The 14,519-nt window shown below is 54.4% G+C and carries 17 protein-coding genes and 1 tRNA gene; 16 read left to right on the top strand and 2 right to left on the bottom strand.

Features of this window, described 5'->3' with window-relative positions; all coding sequences use genetic code 11:
* Positions 1-128: 128 nt before the first annotated feature.
* The 13 genes from hprK (at position 129) to KNP68_RS06895 (ending at position 10,972) form a co-directional block, all read left to right on the top strand.
* Positions 129-1,067, top strand: coding sequence for an HPr(Ser) kinase/phosphatase (gene hprK, locus KNP68_RS06955; RefSeq protein WP_021065430.1), 939 nt, complete (start codon positions 129-131; stop codon positions 1,065-1,067).
* Positions 1,067-1,885, top strand: a complete 819-nt coding sequence (gene lgt, locus KNP68_RS06950; RefSeq protein ID WP_214799142.1) for a prolipoprotein diacylglyceryl transferase — start codon at positions 1,067-1,069, stop codon at positions 1,883-1,885. The genes hprK and lgt overlap by 1 nt, the downstream gene beginning before the upstream one ends.
* On the top strand, positions 1,885-2,535 hold the full coding sequence (ppaX, locus tag KNP68_RS06945; protein ID WP_214799140.1) for a pyrophosphatase PpaX: 651 nt from the start codon (positions 1,885-1,887) through the stop codon (positions 2,533-2,535). The genes lgt and ppaX overlap by 1 nt, the downstream gene beginning before the upstream one ends.
* Complete coding sequence (locus tag KNP68_RS06940) at positions 2,528-3,010, top strand: acyltransferase (RefSeq protein ID WP_214756742.1); 483 nt, start codon at positions 2,528-2,530, stop codon at positions 3,008-3,010. Before ppaX ends, KNP68_RS06940 begins: the two co-directional genes overlap by 8 nt.
* 295 nt (positions 3,011-3,305) lie before the next feature.
* On the top strand, positions 3,306-4,778 hold the full coding sequence (locus KNP68_RS06935) for a tetratricopeptide repeat protein (RefSeq protein ID WP_251131473.1): 1,473 nt from the start codon (positions 3,306-3,308) through the stop codon (positions 4,776-4,778).
* A 68-nt stretch (positions 4,779-4,846) separates the two neighbouring features.
* On the top strand, positions 4,847-5,800 hold the full coding sequence (gene trxB / locus KNP68_RS06930; protein WP_214799138.1) for a thioredoxin-disulfide reductase: 954 nt from the start codon (positions 4,847-4,849) through the stop codon (positions 5,798-5,800).
* Positions 5,801-5,925: 125 nt separating this feature from the next.
* Positions 5,926-6,798, top strand: a complete 873-nt coding sequence (gene rapZ, locus KNP68_RS06925) for an RNase adapter RapZ (protein ID WP_021065436.1) — start codon at positions 5,926-5,928, stop codon at positions 6,796-6,798.
* A 1-nt stretch (position 6,799) separates the two neighbouring features.
* Positions 6,800-7,795 (top strand): gluconeogenesis factor YvcK family protein, encoded by a 996-nt coding sequence (locus KNP68_RS06920; protein WP_021065437.1) that lies wholly within the window; start codon positions 6,800-6,802, stop codon positions 7,793-7,795.
* Between the two features lie 31 nt (positions 7,796-7,826).
* The gene (gene whiA / locus KNP68_RS06915; protein ID WP_214799136.1) at positions 7,827-8,780 is read left to right on the top strand and encodes a DNA-binding protein WhiA; all 954 of its coding nucleotides are present in this window, start codon (positions 7,827-7,829) and stop codon (positions 8,778-8,780) included.
* An 87-nt stretch (positions 8,781-8,867) separates the two neighbouring features.
* Positions 8,868-9,104, top strand: a complete 237-nt coding sequence (locus KNP68_RS06910; protein WP_021065439.1) for a hypothetical protein — start codon at positions 8,868-8,870, stop codon at positions 9,102-9,104.
* A gap of 95 nt (positions 9,105-9,199) precedes the next feature.
* Positions 9,200-9,715: a DUF2179 domain-containing protein gene (locus tag KNP68_RS06905; protein ID WP_021065440.1), complete on the top strand. Its 516-nt coding sequence runs from the start codon at positions 9,200-9,202 to the stop codon at positions 9,713-9,715.
* Positions 9,716-9,778: 63 nt separating this feature from the next.
* Positions 9,779-10,219: a hypothetical protein gene (locus KNP68_RS06900; protein WP_214799134.1), complete on the top strand. Its 441-nt coding sequence runs from the start codon at positions 9,779-9,781 to the stop codon at positions 10,217-10,219.
* A 57-nt stretch (positions 10,220-10,276) separates the two neighbouring features.
* Complete coding sequence (locus tag KNP68_RS06895; protein ID WP_214799132.1) at positions 10,277-10,972, top strand: MerR family transcriptional regulator; 696 nt, start codon at positions 10,277-10,279, stop codon at positions 10,970-10,972.
* A gap of 42 nt (positions 10,973-11,014) precedes the next feature.
* Here KNP68_RS06895 and clpP read toward each other — a convergent pair whose 3' ends face one another.
* Positions 11,015-11,590, bottom strand: a complete 576-nt coding sequence (gene clpP / locus KNP68_RS06890; protein ID WP_021065442.1) for an ATP-dependent Clp endopeptidase proteolytic subunit ClpP — start codon at positions 11,588-11,590, stop codon at positions 11,015-11,017.
* 154 nt (positions 11,591-11,744) lie between these two features.
* Positions 11,745-11,817: transfer RNA gene (locus tag KNP68_RS06885), tRNA-Arg, on the bottom strand.
* 123 nt (positions 11,818-11,940) lie between these two features.
* On the opposite strand from KNP68_RS06885, the gene KNP68_RS06880 reads away from it, so the two are divergent.
* From KNP68_RS06880 to KNP68_RS06870, 3 genes are all read left to right on the top strand, one after another.
* Entirely contained in the window at positions 11,941-13,083 is a 1,143-nt protein-coding gene (locus KNP68_RS06880; protein WP_214799130.1) for an RNA polymerase factor sigma-54, read from the top strand.
* A 1-nt stretch (position 13,084) separates the two neighbouring features.
* A complete protein-coding gene (locus KNP68_RS06875; protein ID WP_058764126.1) occupies positions 13,085-13,342 on the top strand; it encodes a glutaredoxin family protein in 258 nt (85 codons plus the stop codon).
* Between the two features lie 109 nt (positions 13,343-13,451).
* Positions 13,452-14,480 carry a sugar-binding transcriptional regulator gene (locus KNP68_RS06870; RefSeq protein ID WP_021065445.1) on the top strand — a complete coding sequence of 343 codons (1,029 nt, stop codon included), beginning with the start codon at positions 13,452-13,454 and terminating at the stop codon, positions 14,478-14,480.
* Positions 14,481-14,519: the final 39 nt, after the last annotated feature.

The following is a 14,519-nucleotide window of genomic DNA, read 5'->3' as shown; positions in this document are numbered from 1 at the left end:
TACCCGTTCTACGCAATTGCCACAATTTAGTTTCACCTCTTTTTTTCGACACGCTTCGGCTCACTTTCGTTGACACTTTTCAAGAAGAGCTATGATACAATAATGAGCGTGAAAGGGGCAGATTACTCATGCAAAATATCGTACGCACGGCTCAACTCGTTGAGCGCTTCAAACTTCAAGTCATCGCCGGGGAAGAGGGACTTCACCGTCCTGTCGCCACACCGGACCTCAGTCGACCGGGACTCGTCCTTGCCGGCTATTATACCCACTATGCGAAAAATCGGCTTCAAGTGCTCGGGAAGACCGAGCTCACGTTCTATGCGAGCTTGTCGGAAGAGAGCCGCCGCGAGCGGGCGAAGATTTTATGCACGGAATTGACACCGGGCATCCTCATCACGCGCGGCTTCGACATCCCGAAAGAGATTGAACAAGAAGCCGAGGCGGCGAACGTTCCGCTCATGCGCACGAACGCGGTCACGACCTCAATCGAGTCACAAATCACGAACTTCCTCGAGATGGAACTCGCACCGATGACGGCGATGCACGGCGTGCTCGTCGACATCTACGGCGTCGGCGTGCTCATCAAAGGGCAGAGCGGCGTCGGGAAATCCGAGACCGCCCTCGAACTCGTCAAGCGGGGCCACCGTCTCGTCGCTGATGACTCGGTCGAGATTCGCCAGACCGGGGACCAATTGCTCGTCGGTTCAGCGCCGAAGCTGATTCGTCACTTGCTCGAGATTCGCGGAATCGGCATCATCGACGTCATGACGTTGTTCGGTGCCGGTGCCGTCCGTTCGCACAAGAAAATCAGCTTGATCATCAACCTCGAGAACTGGGATGCGGGCAAAGTATATGACCGCGTCGGGCTCGATCACAACACGATGAAAATCATCGACAGTGAAGTGCCGATTTTGACGATTCCGGTCCGTCCGGGACGTAACTTGGCTGTCATCGTCGAAGTCGCGGCGATGAACTACCGTCTGCAGAACATGGGCATCAATACGGCCGAAGAGTTCGCGGAGCGGCTCGCGAACGCCATCCATGACAACGAAGGAGACATGGAATAATGGTAGAGCCAACATTTGACCGCGTCGCGTTTGAGATCGGGTCACTCCCGATTTATTGGTACGGCATGATTATCGCCTTCGGGGCGATGCTCGGCCTCGTTCTCGCCTTGTTCGAGGCGAAGCGCCTCAATTATGATTCAGAACGGGTCGTCGACGTCATCATCTGGTCGATTCCGATCAGCATCGTTTTCGCCCGGATTTACTACGTCATCTTCCAATGGGACTACTATAGTCAGAACCTCGGCCAAATCATCGACATCCGTCAAGGCGGCATCGCCATTCACGGGGCCATCTTCGGGGCGCTGCTCGTCGTCGTCATCTATTGCATGCGCAAGTCGATGTCGTTTTGGAAGATCACGGACATCCTCGCACCGTCGCTCTTGCTCGGACAAGCGGTCGGTCGCTGGGGGAACTTCATGAACCAAGAGGCGCACGGTGCCGAGACGACGAGCCGTTTCTTGAATGAGACTCTCTTCCTCCCGGACTGGATCGTCAATCAGATGTATATCGACGGGGCCTACTATTTGCCGACGTTCTTGTTCGAGAGCGTCTGGAACATCATCGGCGTCATCTTGCTCGTCGTATGGCGTATGGTCGGTAACCCGCCGCGCGGCTATATTTTCTTGTCGTATCTCGTCTGGTACTCAATCGGTCGCTTCTATATCGAAGGACTGCGGACCGACAGCTTGATGGCCGGTGATCTCCGGACGGCACAACTCGTCTCGATCGCGATGATCGTGTTCGGTATCGTCATGATGATCGTCCGCCGCAAAGCGAAGCGATACGACGACCCTTCAGAGAAAGGACTGTTTGATTGATGGATACCCTTCTATTCGATTTGGATGGCACGTTGCTCGATACGAACCCGCTCATCATCGCGAGCTTCCGTCACACGCTCGAGTATTACTTCCCAAACGAGACGTATCGCGACGAGGACATTTTCCCGTTCATCGGACCGACGCTCGAGAAGTCGTTCAAAGCGCTCAATGAGCCGGAATGGAAAGAGATGCAGGCGTTCTATCGCAGCTTCAACATCGCCATGCACGACCAGCTCGTCGCCGAGTATCCGGGTGTGATCGAGGGGCTGTATCGCCTTCACGCCAAAGGATACAAGATGGGCGTCGTCACATCGAAAGGCCGTCCTGTCGTCGAGCAAGGCTTGCGTTTGTTCAACATCGACCACTTGTTCGACGTCGTCATCACGGCCGACGATGTCGTCCATGAGAAACCGCATGCCGAACCGGTCGAGCGGGCGCTCCGCGTGCTTGGGTCGACGGCGGACCGCGCCGTCATGGTCGGCGATAATGACACGGACATCTTCAGTGGCAAGAACGCCGGCACGAAGACGGTCGCCGTCGGCTGGGCGTTGAAAGGCCGCGCGTTTTTAGAAGCGCTCGAGCCGGACGTCATCATCGACTCGATGGAACATTTTGAGGCGTGGCTCGACGAGGTTACGGTCCATGCGTAAGACGGAACGGTTTCGTCTCGACGGGCCGAATCCGCTCTGGCAGATGTATCGGACGATTCGTTTCCTGCGCGTCTTCAAGAACACGACCGTCGTCTTGATTGGCCGCTACTTCCCATCCGTCAAAGCGAAACGCTGGTTGTACCGGACGTTCCTCGGCATGGAAATCGGGGAGTATAGCGCGCTCGCCCTCATGGTGACACCGGACGTCATGTTCCCGGAGCGAATCTCGATCGGCCGTAATACGGTCATCGGGTTCAATTCGACGATTCTCTGTCACGAGTACCTCATCGACGAGTACCGGATCGGGGATGTCCGCATCGGGGACGAGGTGTTGATTGGGGCGAACGTGACGATCCTTCCTGGCGTCACGATCGGCGACCGGGCCGTCATCGGTGCCGGTGCCGTCGTGCATCGCGACGTCCTGCCCGGAGAGCGCGTCGTTGGCGCAAAGCTCCAAACCATCGACACAAAATAGACACAATTTAGCGCGAAATCATTTTGAGGTCAAGACATGTTCGTCCTCATAAAATTACTAGAGCGGTATCACTTTTTTTAAAGGGGATGCCGCTTTTTTGTGTCTGTGGGCGCTGACACGAAACCCTCATATTTTTGTCAAAAAGCATTTAGCGGACCTAGCAAAATATATTCATTATAGAAGGAATATAGTCCCGATTTTTTTTAAGTTTTTCAGTTGCCCTCACTGATTGAGTGCGGTATTCTTAACCCTGCAACTAAAAAAAGATTTAGAGATGATGTGGAGGATTTAGAATATGGAAGCGAACTATGAAGCAGTAATGACGCTACCCGAACCAGAATCTCCGCTCGCCGCGGAGCTCCACTACTATAGAGGTCGTCGTGCGTTACGTGAAGGTCGCCTAGATGAAGCGACTTTTTTCATGGCTGAAGCCACTGCCGCTGCAGCCCACCGCGTCGACTATCACAAACAGTACGCTGAACTGTTATTTGAAGTAGGGGAGATCTACCACGCCAATGACGTGTGGAAACGGGTGCTTGAACTCGATGAAACGTCAACTGAGGCCTTATATCACCTTGCGAGCAACTGCGCCTATATCTCTTTATATGAAGAAGCAGCGATGTATGCGAACCGCTACCTCGAAGTCGAGGCACACGGACGCTACGCGGACTCGGTCCAATCCCTGTTAGAACTGATTGAACTCGAACAAGAACTCGAAGATGACGAAGAAGACGAGCTGATCACGTGGCACACCGAGGCCCAACAGCATATCGACAAAGGCCGCCTGTTCGCCGCCAAGTCGACGCTCGAACGGTTAATCGATCGCTATCCGCGCTTTTGGCCGGCGTTCAATAACTTGGCTGTCGTCAATTTTTATCTCGGCAACGATGACGCGGCTTTCGAGACGCTCGAGTACGTGCTCGATGAGAACCCGGGTAACTTGCATGCGCTCTTGAACACGATTCTGTTGTTGCATGAAGCCGGACAATCAGAGGCGGCGCTCCAACTGTCGGTCCCACTGACACGTGTCCGTCCGCTCCAGTTCGATTTACGCTACAAACTCGCCACGACGCTCGCGCTCGTCGGTCAATACGACCGCGCGTACGAAGAACTCCGCCTGTTGAAAGAGCGCGGGTTCCGTGGGGATTCACTGTTCGGGCATTGGCTCAGCGTATCCGCCTACAAGACCGGGCGTCTTGAAGAAGCGGCTACCTATTTGAACAGTGACGAGTTGAAACAATTCGAAGAGAAGAGCCCGTACGACATCCGCGACAACCTCGAGTTCCGCTCGGCGCTCGTCCAAGGATTGCGTCAAGAAGAAGACGCGGCTCGAATCGAAATCATCCGAATCATCTCGAAGCTCGCCGATGACGAGGCGTTCGAAGCGCTTGCGTTGACGAGTGGCATCACCGACAACGAGACGGTGCTTGCGTTCGCTGAGAAGTGCCGGGCCGAGATTTGCCAGGCTCCGTTCACAGGCGACGTCCGCATCGCTCAGGCGTATGACGCGCTTCTGCTTGCCGAGACGAAAGTCTCGGAAGCAGAACAGATGAGCCTCGACGGCGACTTTTATGAACGGTTCGCGCTCTTGCTGCTCGCCGGTGCATCATTCGAGGACACAACGGCATCGGCCGCTGCCCTCGTCTGGATGTTCTATGCGAAACGGGACGCTCTCGTCCTCGACGACTGTGCCGATGTGTTCGGTATCGATGTCGCGACGCTCACGGAGACGATCCGTTCGTTCAAACAAACACTCGAACAAGCATAAAGATAGACGATACCTCCCTAGGTTTCTTATACTGAAGTCAATCAATTTCATGCAGAGGTGGAATCATTATGACAGAAGAAAAAATCTATGATGTCATTATCATCGGGGCCGGCCCAGCCGGAATGACTGCGGCACTTTACGCGTCGCGTGCCAACTTATCGACACTTATGATCGAACGCGGCATCCCAGGTGGACAGATGGCGAACACGGAAGATATCGAAAACTATCCGGGCTATGACAGCATTCTTGGTCCAGACTTGTCTCAAAAAATGTTCGACCACTCGAAAGCGTTTGGTGCGGAGTACGCCTATGGCGACGTCCAAAGCATCTCGGACGAGACGGAGTATAAAGTCGTTCACGCCCACAATCGCGACTATAAAGCGCGGGCCATCATTCTCGCCTCAGGCGCGCAATACAAGAAAATCGGTGTCCCGGGCGAAGAAGAGCTCGGCGGCCGCGGTGTCTCTTACTGTGCGGTCTGTGACGGAGCATTCTTCAAAGGCAAGAACTTGTTCGTCATCGGTGGCGGTGACTCGGCAGTCGAAGAAGGCGTGTTCTTGACGCGCTTCGCTGACAAAGTCACAATCGTCCACCGTCGCGACGAGCTTCGCGCGCAAAAGATTCTTCAAAAACGGGCGTTCGACAACCCGAAAATCGACTTCATCTGGAACCACACGCTCAAAGAGATCGTGGAAGCGGACGGAAAAGTCGGTGGGGCGCGTCTCGTCAGCACGGTCGACGGAACCGAGTCGGACCATGAGATCGATGGCGTGTTCATCTATATCGGCATGAACCCGATCACTGGTTTCGTCAAAGACCTCGGCATCACGAACGAGCAAGGCTATATCGTCACGAACGAAGCGATGCAGACGACGATCCCTGGGATTTTCGCAGCCGGAGACGTTCGCGACAAGACGCTCCGTCAAGTCGTCACCGCGACGAACGATGGGTCGATTGCCGCTCAAAACGCGCAACACTATATCGAGGGACTCCTCGAGGCGTTGCACGAACAAAACGCGTGACTAGAGACAGAAGGGATTGCGGGCGACCGCAATCCCTTCTCTTTTTTTCAGGCGTTCGTTATACTAAAGACAGAAGAGAGCTACACACACGGCTCGGTTGTCAATTTTAAGGGGGCGTCAGTGACATGGAAGACTTTAAAGGATTAGAAGAATTGATTATCATCAGCGGGATGAGCGGGGCCGGGAAATCGGTCGCGATGAACAGCTTTGAGGACCTCGGCTATTTTTGCGTCGATAACTTGCCGCCGGTGCTATTGCCGCAATTGATTGACGTCATCAGCTCGGTCCGACCGAAAATAGCCGTCGCGATCGATACGCGCACGCGCGACTTCATCGACAGCCTGTTTATCGTCATCGACGACTTGGAACAGAAGAACGTGCACCCGCACTTACTCTATCTCGACACACGGGACGAAGTGCTCGTGCGCCGCTATAAAGAGACGCGCCGGTCGCATCCGCTCGCCCCGGAAGACGCACCACTCGTCGGCATCGGTCTCGAGCGCTCGTTACTCGAAGGTTTCCGTGACCGGGCCCATACGCTCTATGACACGACCGACTTGAAGCCGCAGATGCTCAAAGACCGCATCCTGCTCCAATTCAACGAGGAACGGATTCCGTTCACGGTCAACTTCATGTCGTTCGGGTTCAAGCACGGCGTCCCGCTCGATATCGATTTGTTGTTCGACGTCCGCTTCATCACGAACCCGTTCTATATCCCGGAGCTCCGTCCGCTCACCGGACAGACGGAAGAAGTCCAGAATTACGTCATGTCGCACCCCGAGGCGCGGGCGTTCTATAAGAAGCTGATCGACATGCTCGAATTCCTGTTGCCGCAGTACAAGCGCGAAGGGAAGACGCAAGTCGTCGTCGCCTTCGGCTGTACGGGCGGGAAGCACCGTTCGATTACGTTCGCCGAGAAAGTGTCGGCCCATTTCGCCGAGCGCTATAACGTCAAGACCGTCCATCGCGACCTCGCGCATGCGACGAAGGAGAAGTAAGATGAGACGCGAAAGGAAAGTTGTGGCCATCGGTGGCGGTACGGGCCTCTCGACGCTCGTACGGGGCTTGAAGCACTATCCGCTCGATATAACGGCCATCGTCACGGTCGGGGACGACGGGGGCAGCTCGGGACGCCTCCGTGACGAGTTCCACATGTTACCGCCGGGCGATATCCGGAACGTCATCCTCGCTTTGTCCGAGGTCGAGCCGCTCATGGACAAGATTCTGCAATATCGGTTCGACAGCGGCTTTGGGCTCGAAGGCCACTCGCTCGGCAACCTCATGCTGACGGCGGCGACGCACATCTGTGAAGGCTCGTTCGTCAAGGCGGTCGACGTCTTGTCGCAGCTGTTGAACGCCCAGGGCAAGGTGCTCCCGGTGACGGAGACGCTCATGACGCTCGCGGCCGAGTTTGAGGACGGGACGATCGTCAAAGGCGAATCGAAAATCCCGCTCGTCGAAAAACCGATTAAGCGCCTATTCTTGCTCGAAGAGGGCATCAAGCCGGCGGCAGGTGTCGTCGAGGCGATTGAGGACGCGGATTTGATCGTACTCGGACCAGGGAGCTTATATACGAGTATCATCCCGAACCTGTTGATTCCGGAAGTGCGCGACGCCATCGTCCGCTCCGGGAAGCCGGTCGTCTATATTTGCAACGTCATGACGCAGCCGGGCGAGACGAAAGGGTACGACGCGATGAAGCATTTGAAATCGATTGAGGCGTATCTCGGCAAGTCGACGGTCGACACGATCGTCGTCAATAACGAGCCGATCGAGGACATCTATTTAGAGCGTTACCTCGAGGACGGCTCGGAAGAGGTCCGGTTCGATCGCAAGAAGCTTCGGAACTATGGCACGAACGTGCTCGCCGGTGACATCGTCGACTATAATCGCGATTACATCCGCCACGACTCGGACGCCATCGCCGGCCTCGTCATGCAGCGCGTGCTGCGCATCAAGAAACCACGCTCGTTTCAAGAGCTCGAGCTGAAATAAGTTGTGATTGAACAGAAAGGAGGGGACTGACATGAGCTTTGCCTCTGACGTCAAAAAAGAACTGACGCAACTCGTTGTGACCGGTGCCGAGGCGAAAGCGGAACTGTCCGCGCTCGTCCGGATGAACGGGGTCATCTCGCTCGCCTTAGGGCGGGGGATGACGCTCGACGTCTCGACCGAGAACGCCGCCATCGCACGCCGAATCTATTCCCTCATGAAACGGCTGTACGACCATCATCTCGATTTGTTCGTACGGAAGAAAATGCGGTTGAAGAAGAACAACGTCTATATCGTCCGTGTCGCCCAACGCGCCGAGACGATGTTGAAGGACCTCGAGATTCTCGGGGAGAATTACGAGATGATTCGGACGCTCAACTCGGATATGACACGCGACGAGAACCTCGCCCGGGCGTATTTGCGCGGGGCGTTCCTCGCCGGCGGCTCAATCAACCATCCGAAGACGTCATCGTATCACCTCGAGGTATATAGCTTGTACGAGAACCATAACCAGGCGCTCCGGGACCTCGCCAACCGCTTCGGCTTGAACGCGAAGACGCTCGAGCGGAAGAAAGGTCATATCCTCTACATCAAAGAGAGCGAGAAAATCTCGGACTTCCTGAAACTCGTCGGCGCCACGCGCGGTATGCTCGACTTCGAGGACGCGCGCATCATCAAGGACATGCGCAACTCGGTCAACCGGCTCGTCAACTGTGAGACGGCGAACTTGAACAAGACCGTCGGGGCGGCGCTCCGCCAAGTCGAGAACATCAAGTTCCTCGAGCGCACGGTCGGGCTTGAGATTTTACCGGTCAAACTCCGAGAAATCGCTGAACTCCGGGTCACCCATCAAGACGTCTCGCTTCAAGAACTCGGCGAGATGCTCGAGACGGGACCAATCTCGAAGTCAGGAATCAACCACCGGCTCCGTAAAATCGACCAGATCGCGGACAAGGTGCGCAACGGTGAAGAAATCAGCTCATCGTGACGTTGGTTGCGCCAAAACCATTCTTCCTATATAATTAGCAATTGTGTATAGGACTTTAGAAATGTAACTTAAAGGAGCTTCATGATTATGTCGAATGCAAAGAAAAGAATCTCGCTCACGATTGACGCTGACTTAGACCAGGTCATCACGGAGCGTGCGAAACAAATCGGGATCCCGAAAAGTGCCCTCGTCACGTTCGCGACAAGCCTCTTCCTCAACCAATTGCGGGCCGAAGAAGTATTGTCAGGCGACACGAATGCCATCTATCAGGTCATCCGTAAAGACTATGAACTGCTCACGAGCGTTGATAACTTAGACAAATAATTGCGAAAGGCTGACTCCGGTCAGCCTTTTTTGGTTGCATCCGGCCCTGAAATTTGAAATAGTGGTTGTATTGAATTCGAATGGAGGTCGTTCCAATGGGGCAAATCTTGCTCATCCTAGTATTACAACTCGTCTATGTACCGGTGCTGACGCTTCGTACCATCATGCTCGTCAAAGGAAAAACGATGATTGCGGGGCTGTTCGGTACGCTTGAGACGCTTATCTATATCTTCGCGCTCGGCATCGTGTTCCAAGATTTGACGACACTCGGGATGATCGTCTATGCGGTCGGCTTCGGACTTGGGATTCTCGTCGGCGGTTACGTCGAGCGGAAACTTGCGATCGGCTACAATATGATTCAAGTCCACACACAAGAGTTCCCGGCCGAGCTCATCCAGAAGATGCGCGACAGCGGCTACGGGGTGACACACTACCAAGGGCAGGGACGTGACGGCATCCGCTATCGTCTCGATGTCTTGGCAGCGCGGACACGGATGAAAGATTTGCGCCAGATGGTCGAGGAGTATGAACCGAAGGCGTTCCTCGTCGCTTTCGATCCAATCGACTTTAAAGGCGGCTATATGATGAAAGGGCTCCGACGCCCGAAATGAACAGGACGACTCACGAAAGTGGGTCGTTTTTTTCGTAGGACGGGGAATAGACGTACAAAGGGGATGAGCGGGTTGAGACGAAAAGGATTATGGATTGTTGTGATTGGGTTGCTCGTGGTCGGCGGGATTTTATACGCCACCTCGTTTTGGAAGTCGGGGACGTCGGTCAAACCACCGCTCCCGACGGTCCGGGTCGGAACCGTGACCGCGGAAGTGAAACAGTCGACATTCTGTTGGTCGGATGGGGGCGAGGCGGTATGCGAGGACCACGCTCTGCCGGAGGCGGATGACCTACAGCTCGTGCCGGTCGAAGCGGGTGCCGAGATTGATGTCGAGTTCCATGCCGAGCCGTCGAACGCCTCGTTCCATCAACTCGTCGATGGGGAACTTGTCCCGGCTGAACCGGTCGTGCCAGACGAGCCGGGCGTTTATGTATTCGAGACGGGCGGGGATTGGCCGCAAGGCGATAGCCGCTATGTATTCGGGGTAGAGGTCAAAGAATAAAGATGTTGACCTGTCCGCTACGGCCGGCTTTATGATAAACGAGAAGGGGGGACGCCAATGATTCAAATCGGAAAAGTGGTCCATCTAACGGGGTTGTCCACTAAAGCAATAAAATGGTATGAAGCAAAAGGACTTGTCCAACCGACTCGTTTAGAGAATCAGTATCGGTTATACGGGATGGAAGAAATAAGGCGCCTGAACGAAATCAAGTTACTACGTCAAATGGGCATCTCACTCGAACAAATTCAAGCGGCAGAAAGTGTGAGCGGGTTACTCGACAGCAGACTTGACGAGGTTCAACGTGAGATCGAGGCGTTGCGACAAGTCGAGCAACAAATTAAATGGATGCAAACAGGGGGAGATTCAATGAAAGTACGTTATGAGAAGTGGGACCAACCGAAAATCGTAAACGGCTATGTATCCGAACTCACCAAAATCCCATTCGTTTGGGAAAAACTGCAACCAGAGCTGACAACAGACGAATCATATGGCGTCTGTTTAGCGAAAGAAGAAGCCTATTTAGCAGGGATGACTAATCCTGTGACAGGTGAAGACGGAAGACAGGTTGAACTGTCGGCAGGACGGTATCTTGTCGCCACGGTCGAAGGGGGAATTCCAGCCATCCCTACGACATATAATCAACTTCTAGCATTGCCGGATGTAACGTTGCGAGATGCACTCGATTTTGAGCGCTATATTCATGGGCAAGACGGAGCCGACGACTTGATTGAAATTTGGTTGCCCGTCCAATAACAAAGAAGTGCCTTTCCCGAAGTCGGGAAAGGCACTTTTGGATTAACGCGTCATGACTTTGTCGATGAGACCGTAGTCTTTCGCTTGTTCAGCTGACATGAAGTAGTCGCGCTCTGTGTCGCGCTCGATGACTTCAAGCGGCTGGCCTGTGTTATCGGCCATGATTTGGTTCAATTTCTCACGCATCTTGATGATGCGTTCGGCATGGATTTTGATATCCGATGCTTGACCTTGCGTACCGCCGAGCGGTTGGTGAATCATGATCTCTGCGTTTGGAAGCGCGAAGCGTTTGCCTTGTTCACCGGCTTGGAGCAAGAAGGCACCCATCGATGCGGCCATTCCGATACAAATCGTCGACACGTTCGGCTTGATGAAGTTCATCGTGTCATAAATCGCCATTCCGGAAGTGATCGAACCACCCGGGCTGTTGATGTAAAGTGAGATGTCCTTATCTGGGTCCTCGGCTGCAAGGAAGAGAAGCTGGGCGACAATCGAGTTGGCGACGTTGTCGTCGATTGCACTTCCGAGCAAGATGATGCGGTCCTTGAGCAAGCGTGAGTAAATATCGTACGCGCGTTCCCCGCGACCTGTTTGTTCGATAACTGTTGGAATTAACATTGAATCTGCCTCCTTTATGTAGGTTGTAAACATATCATACCGCTATAGTCAATGTTGGTCAAACGATAGTCATCGTTTTTGACCTATTCCACGGTTTGACGATTCTAAAACGACAAAAGAGGCCAGGCATATGTTGCCTGACCTCTTGCTATGATACACCCGGAGAGATTCGAACTCCCGACACCTGGCACCGGAAACCAGTGCTCTATCCCCTGAGCTACGGGTGCATGTTCTCTGACACGATTTATTATACATTTGTTTTTTTAAAAAAGCAATCCTGTTCGGCTCACTTTTTTTTGAGCGCGATTTCCCGCTGTTCGTTACAATAAGAAGCGAGAGGGGTGTGACCGATGCAACGGCAAGAACAGCAACAACTTCAAACACAACAGCTGACCCAGGACATGGTTCGGCGGCTGCCGATTCTCGAGGCGGACCGGACCGCGATCGCCTTTCAGCTCGGCCGGTTGGCTCGACGCAATCCATGCATCGCCACGGGGAGCGGTGCGGTCGAATGGGTGGCCGATACGGCGAGTGGGTTCGAGGAGCGATTGTTCGAGCAGATCAAGGAAGGGAGCGGGACCGAGACCCAGCGTGCGCTCCAGAAACGGCTCGTCCTCGCGCTCGATCATCGCGGTCTACTACCGGAGAGCGACTTCGTGCTCGCCCATCGTTTCGAGGTCGATGTGGCGGACATTGAGGCGGCGCGCCAGGCGCTCTTGTTTTTAGAACCGACAGGGATCGGGGCAAAGAATGAGCACGACTGCCAATATCGGCATGCGATTGAACATGACGACCCACTCGTCTTGGACGTGTTCGAGGCGCTCGACGCGCACCTTGATGACATCCCGGGACGACTCGACATCTCGGTTGCCGAGTACGAACGAGTGACGCGTATCGTGACGACGCTCCCGAAGACGCCATTATTATATGAAGGAACCGAACACGTCGTCCCGGAACTTGAAGTCGTCCGTCGTGACGGTGAGCTCGTGACGACATGGTTCAGCCCGACGCTCGATGCGGCTCGGATCAGAGACGACCGCGAGGCAAAATGGTGGCACGAGACGCTCGAGATGCGGAACGCGACGCTTAAATCGGTGTGGGCCGTCATCGCCGAACGCCAACGCGATTGGTTGGACGGGAAGCTCGTCTTGCATCCTTTAACGCGAAAAGAAGTCGCCGAACAAATCGGCAAGCACGAGTCGACCGTCGGCCGGGCGATTCAAGGCAAGTACGTGACGACCGAAGGCGGCGTGATGGCATGGCGTCACTTTTTCGTCCGGGCCTCGCACGGGCAATCGCCGTTCATGGTGAAGAAGGCGCTCGCCGAACTGATTCAACAAGAGACATCGCCGCTGAGCGATGCCGCACTCATGCGCGAGCTGGCCCGGCTCGGCTATACGGTGACACGACGGACCGTGGCGAACTATCGGGAGGCGCTCGGTTTTGGAAACTCGCGGGAGCGGGAACGACAACTATGGAAAGGAGGGGACTGACATGGTCCTGACGTTATACCGCCGCGCCAACTGTTCGCTCTGCGAGGAGGCGCTCGTCATGCTCGAATGGCTCATGGAAGACTATTCGTTCGAGCTCGAGCAAATCGACATCACCGGCAACGAAGAACTCGAGGCGAAATACTTGTTTGAGATCCCTGTCGTCTTACACGAGGGACGTGTCATTAGTCAAGGTCGATACGATGACAGTAAAGTTGAAGATTTTGTTAAGTATACGCTTACATCGAAAAAAAACGTTTGAAGGGGTTGCAAGACGGAAAGGTGATTGATAAGATGAAGTCGTAGCGGTGGGACGCAAAAATAAAAGTGGGACAAAAATTGTCCATGCTTTAAGTCGAGGGGGAATGAGTATGATCCAGCAGCTGATTCAAGTTCAGAAGCAAATCGTTCCCGACATGCTCGATACGCTCCGACATCGTTACGATATCTTACATTATGTCCGTTTGATGCAGCCGATCGGCCGCAGGACATTGGCCACAAGCCTCGGGCTGACGGAACGAATCCTAAGACGAGAAGTTGACTTTTTGAAAGACCAAGGTCTATTGATGGTCGCTACTCAAGGCATTTCCCTTACGGAATCGGGCCGAAACGTTCTCCGGGACTTGCACGAGGTCATGGGAGAGATCCTAGGCATCTCGGAAGTCGCACGAGAACTCGAGCGCAAACTAGGCGTTCGCCAAGTCGTCATCGTACCGGGTGATTCCGACGAGACGTTCTGGGTCCAGCGAGATATCGGCCGGGCCGCCGTCACGCAACTGAAAGCGAGACTGGCACCGGACGACAATATCATCGCGGTCACAGGCGGGACGACGATGGCATCGGTTGCGGCCATGATGTCGCCCGATAAAAAAGAACGGCCGATGCATTTCGTGCCAGCACGCGGCGGACTTGGAGAGACGCTCGAGTTACAGGCGAACACCGTCTGTTCTCGGATGGCCGACCGGGCCCATGCCGACTATCATTTACTCCACATTCCGGACGAGGTTTCGCAAGAGACATTCGAGCGGATGGTGGAGGAACCTAGCATTAAAAATGTACTGGAAATGATTAGAGCGGCGCGAATTGTGGTACATGGAATTGGTGAGGCGGAAACGATGGCGAAACGCCGTCACGCGTCACCAGAGCATTTGCGGATGATCGAACGGCACGATGCCGTCGCCGAAGCGTTCGGATATTATTTCAACGCGGAAGGTGAAATCGTGCACCGGGTCAAGACGGTCGGGATCCAATTGGAGGAGCTCGACGACATGGACACCGTCATCGCTGTCGCCGGAGGAAAGTCGAAGGCACAGGCGATCGCCGCATATGCGAAACACACGCCGAACATCATCCTCGTCACAGACGAAGGTGCGGCGACAGAATTATTAACTCGTTATTAAAGAGTTGACCCCCGTTGGCTCTTCAATAAATAGCTTCTA

The sequence above is a fragment of the Exiguobacterium sp. s50 genome (assembly GCF_018618175.1).
Classification (GTDB): Bacteria; Bacillota; Bacilli; order Exiguobacteriales; family Exiguobacteriaceae; genus Exiguobacterium; species Exiguobacterium chiriqhucha.
The sequence above is the reverse complement of the archived record's forward strand: the minus strand, read 5'-3'. Positions and strand labels throughout refer to the sequence as shown.

Bases quoted from the DNA above. Each gene is read 5' to 3' on its own strand.
- hprK (WP_021065430.1), top strand. From the start codon at position 129: ATGCAAAATATCGTACGCACGGCTCAACTCGTTGAGCGCTTCAAACTT.
- lgt (WP_214799142.1), top strand. From the start codon at position 1,067: ATGGTAGAGCCAACATTTGACCGCGTCGCGTTTGAGATCGGGTCACTC.
- ppaX (WP_214799140.1), top strand. From the start codon at position 1,885: ATGGATACCCTTCTATTCGATTTGGATGGCACGTTGCTCGATACGAAC.
- KNP68_RS06940 (WP_214756742.1), top strand. From the start codon at position 2,528: ATGCGTAAGACGGAACGGTTTCGTCTCGACGGGCCGAATCCGCTCTGG.
- KNP68_RS06935 (WP_251131473.1), top strand. From the start codon at position 3,306: ATGGAAGCGAACTATGAAGCAGTAATGACGCTACCCGAACCAGAATCT.
- trxB (WP_214799138.1), top strand. From the start codon at position 4,847: ATGACAGAAGAAAAAATCTATGATGTCATTATCATCGGGGCCGGCCCA.
- rapZ (WP_021065436.1), top strand. From the start codon at position 5,926: ATGGAAGACTTTAAAGGATTAGAAGAATTGATTATCATCAGCGGGATG.
- KNP68_RS06920 (WP_021065437.1), top strand. From the start codon at position 6,800: ATGAGACGCGAAAGGAAAGTTGTGGCCATCGGTGGCGGTACGGGCCTC.
- whiA (WP_214799136.1), top strand. From the start codon at position 7,827: ATGAGCTTTGCCTCTGACGTCAAAAAAGAACTGACGCAACTCGTTGTG.
- KNP68_RS06910 (WP_021065439.1), top strand. From the start codon at position 8,868: ATGTCGAATGCAAAGAAAAGAATCTCGCTCACGATTGACGCTGACTTA.
- KNP68_RS06905 (WP_021065440.1), top strand. From the start codon at position 9,200: ATGGGGCAAATCTTGCTCATCCTAGTATTACAACTCGTCTATGTACCG.
- KNP68_RS06900 (WP_214799134.1), top strand. From the start codon at position 9,779: ATGAGCGGGTTGAGACGAAAAGGATTATGGATTGTTGTGATTGGGTTG.
- KNP68_RS06895 (WP_214799132.1), top strand. From the start codon at position 10,277: ATGATTCAAATCGGAAAAGTGGTCCATCTAACGGGGTTGTCCACTAAA.
- clpP (WP_021065442.1), bottom strand. From the start codon at position 11,590: ATGTTAATTCCAACAGTTATCGAACAAACAGGTCGCGGGGAACGCGCG.
- KNP68_RS06880 (WP_214799130.1), top strand. From the start codon at position 11,941: ATGCAACGGCAAGAACAGCAACAACTTCAAACACAACAGCTGACCCAG.
- KNP68_RS06875 (WP_058764126.1), top strand. From the start codon at position 13,085: ATGGTCCTGACGTTATACCGCCGCGCCAACTGTTCGCTCTGCGAGGAG.
- KNP68_RS06870 (WP_021065445.1), top strand. From the start codon at position 13,452: ATGATCCAGCAGCTGATTCAAGTTCAGAAGCAAATCGTTCCCGACATG.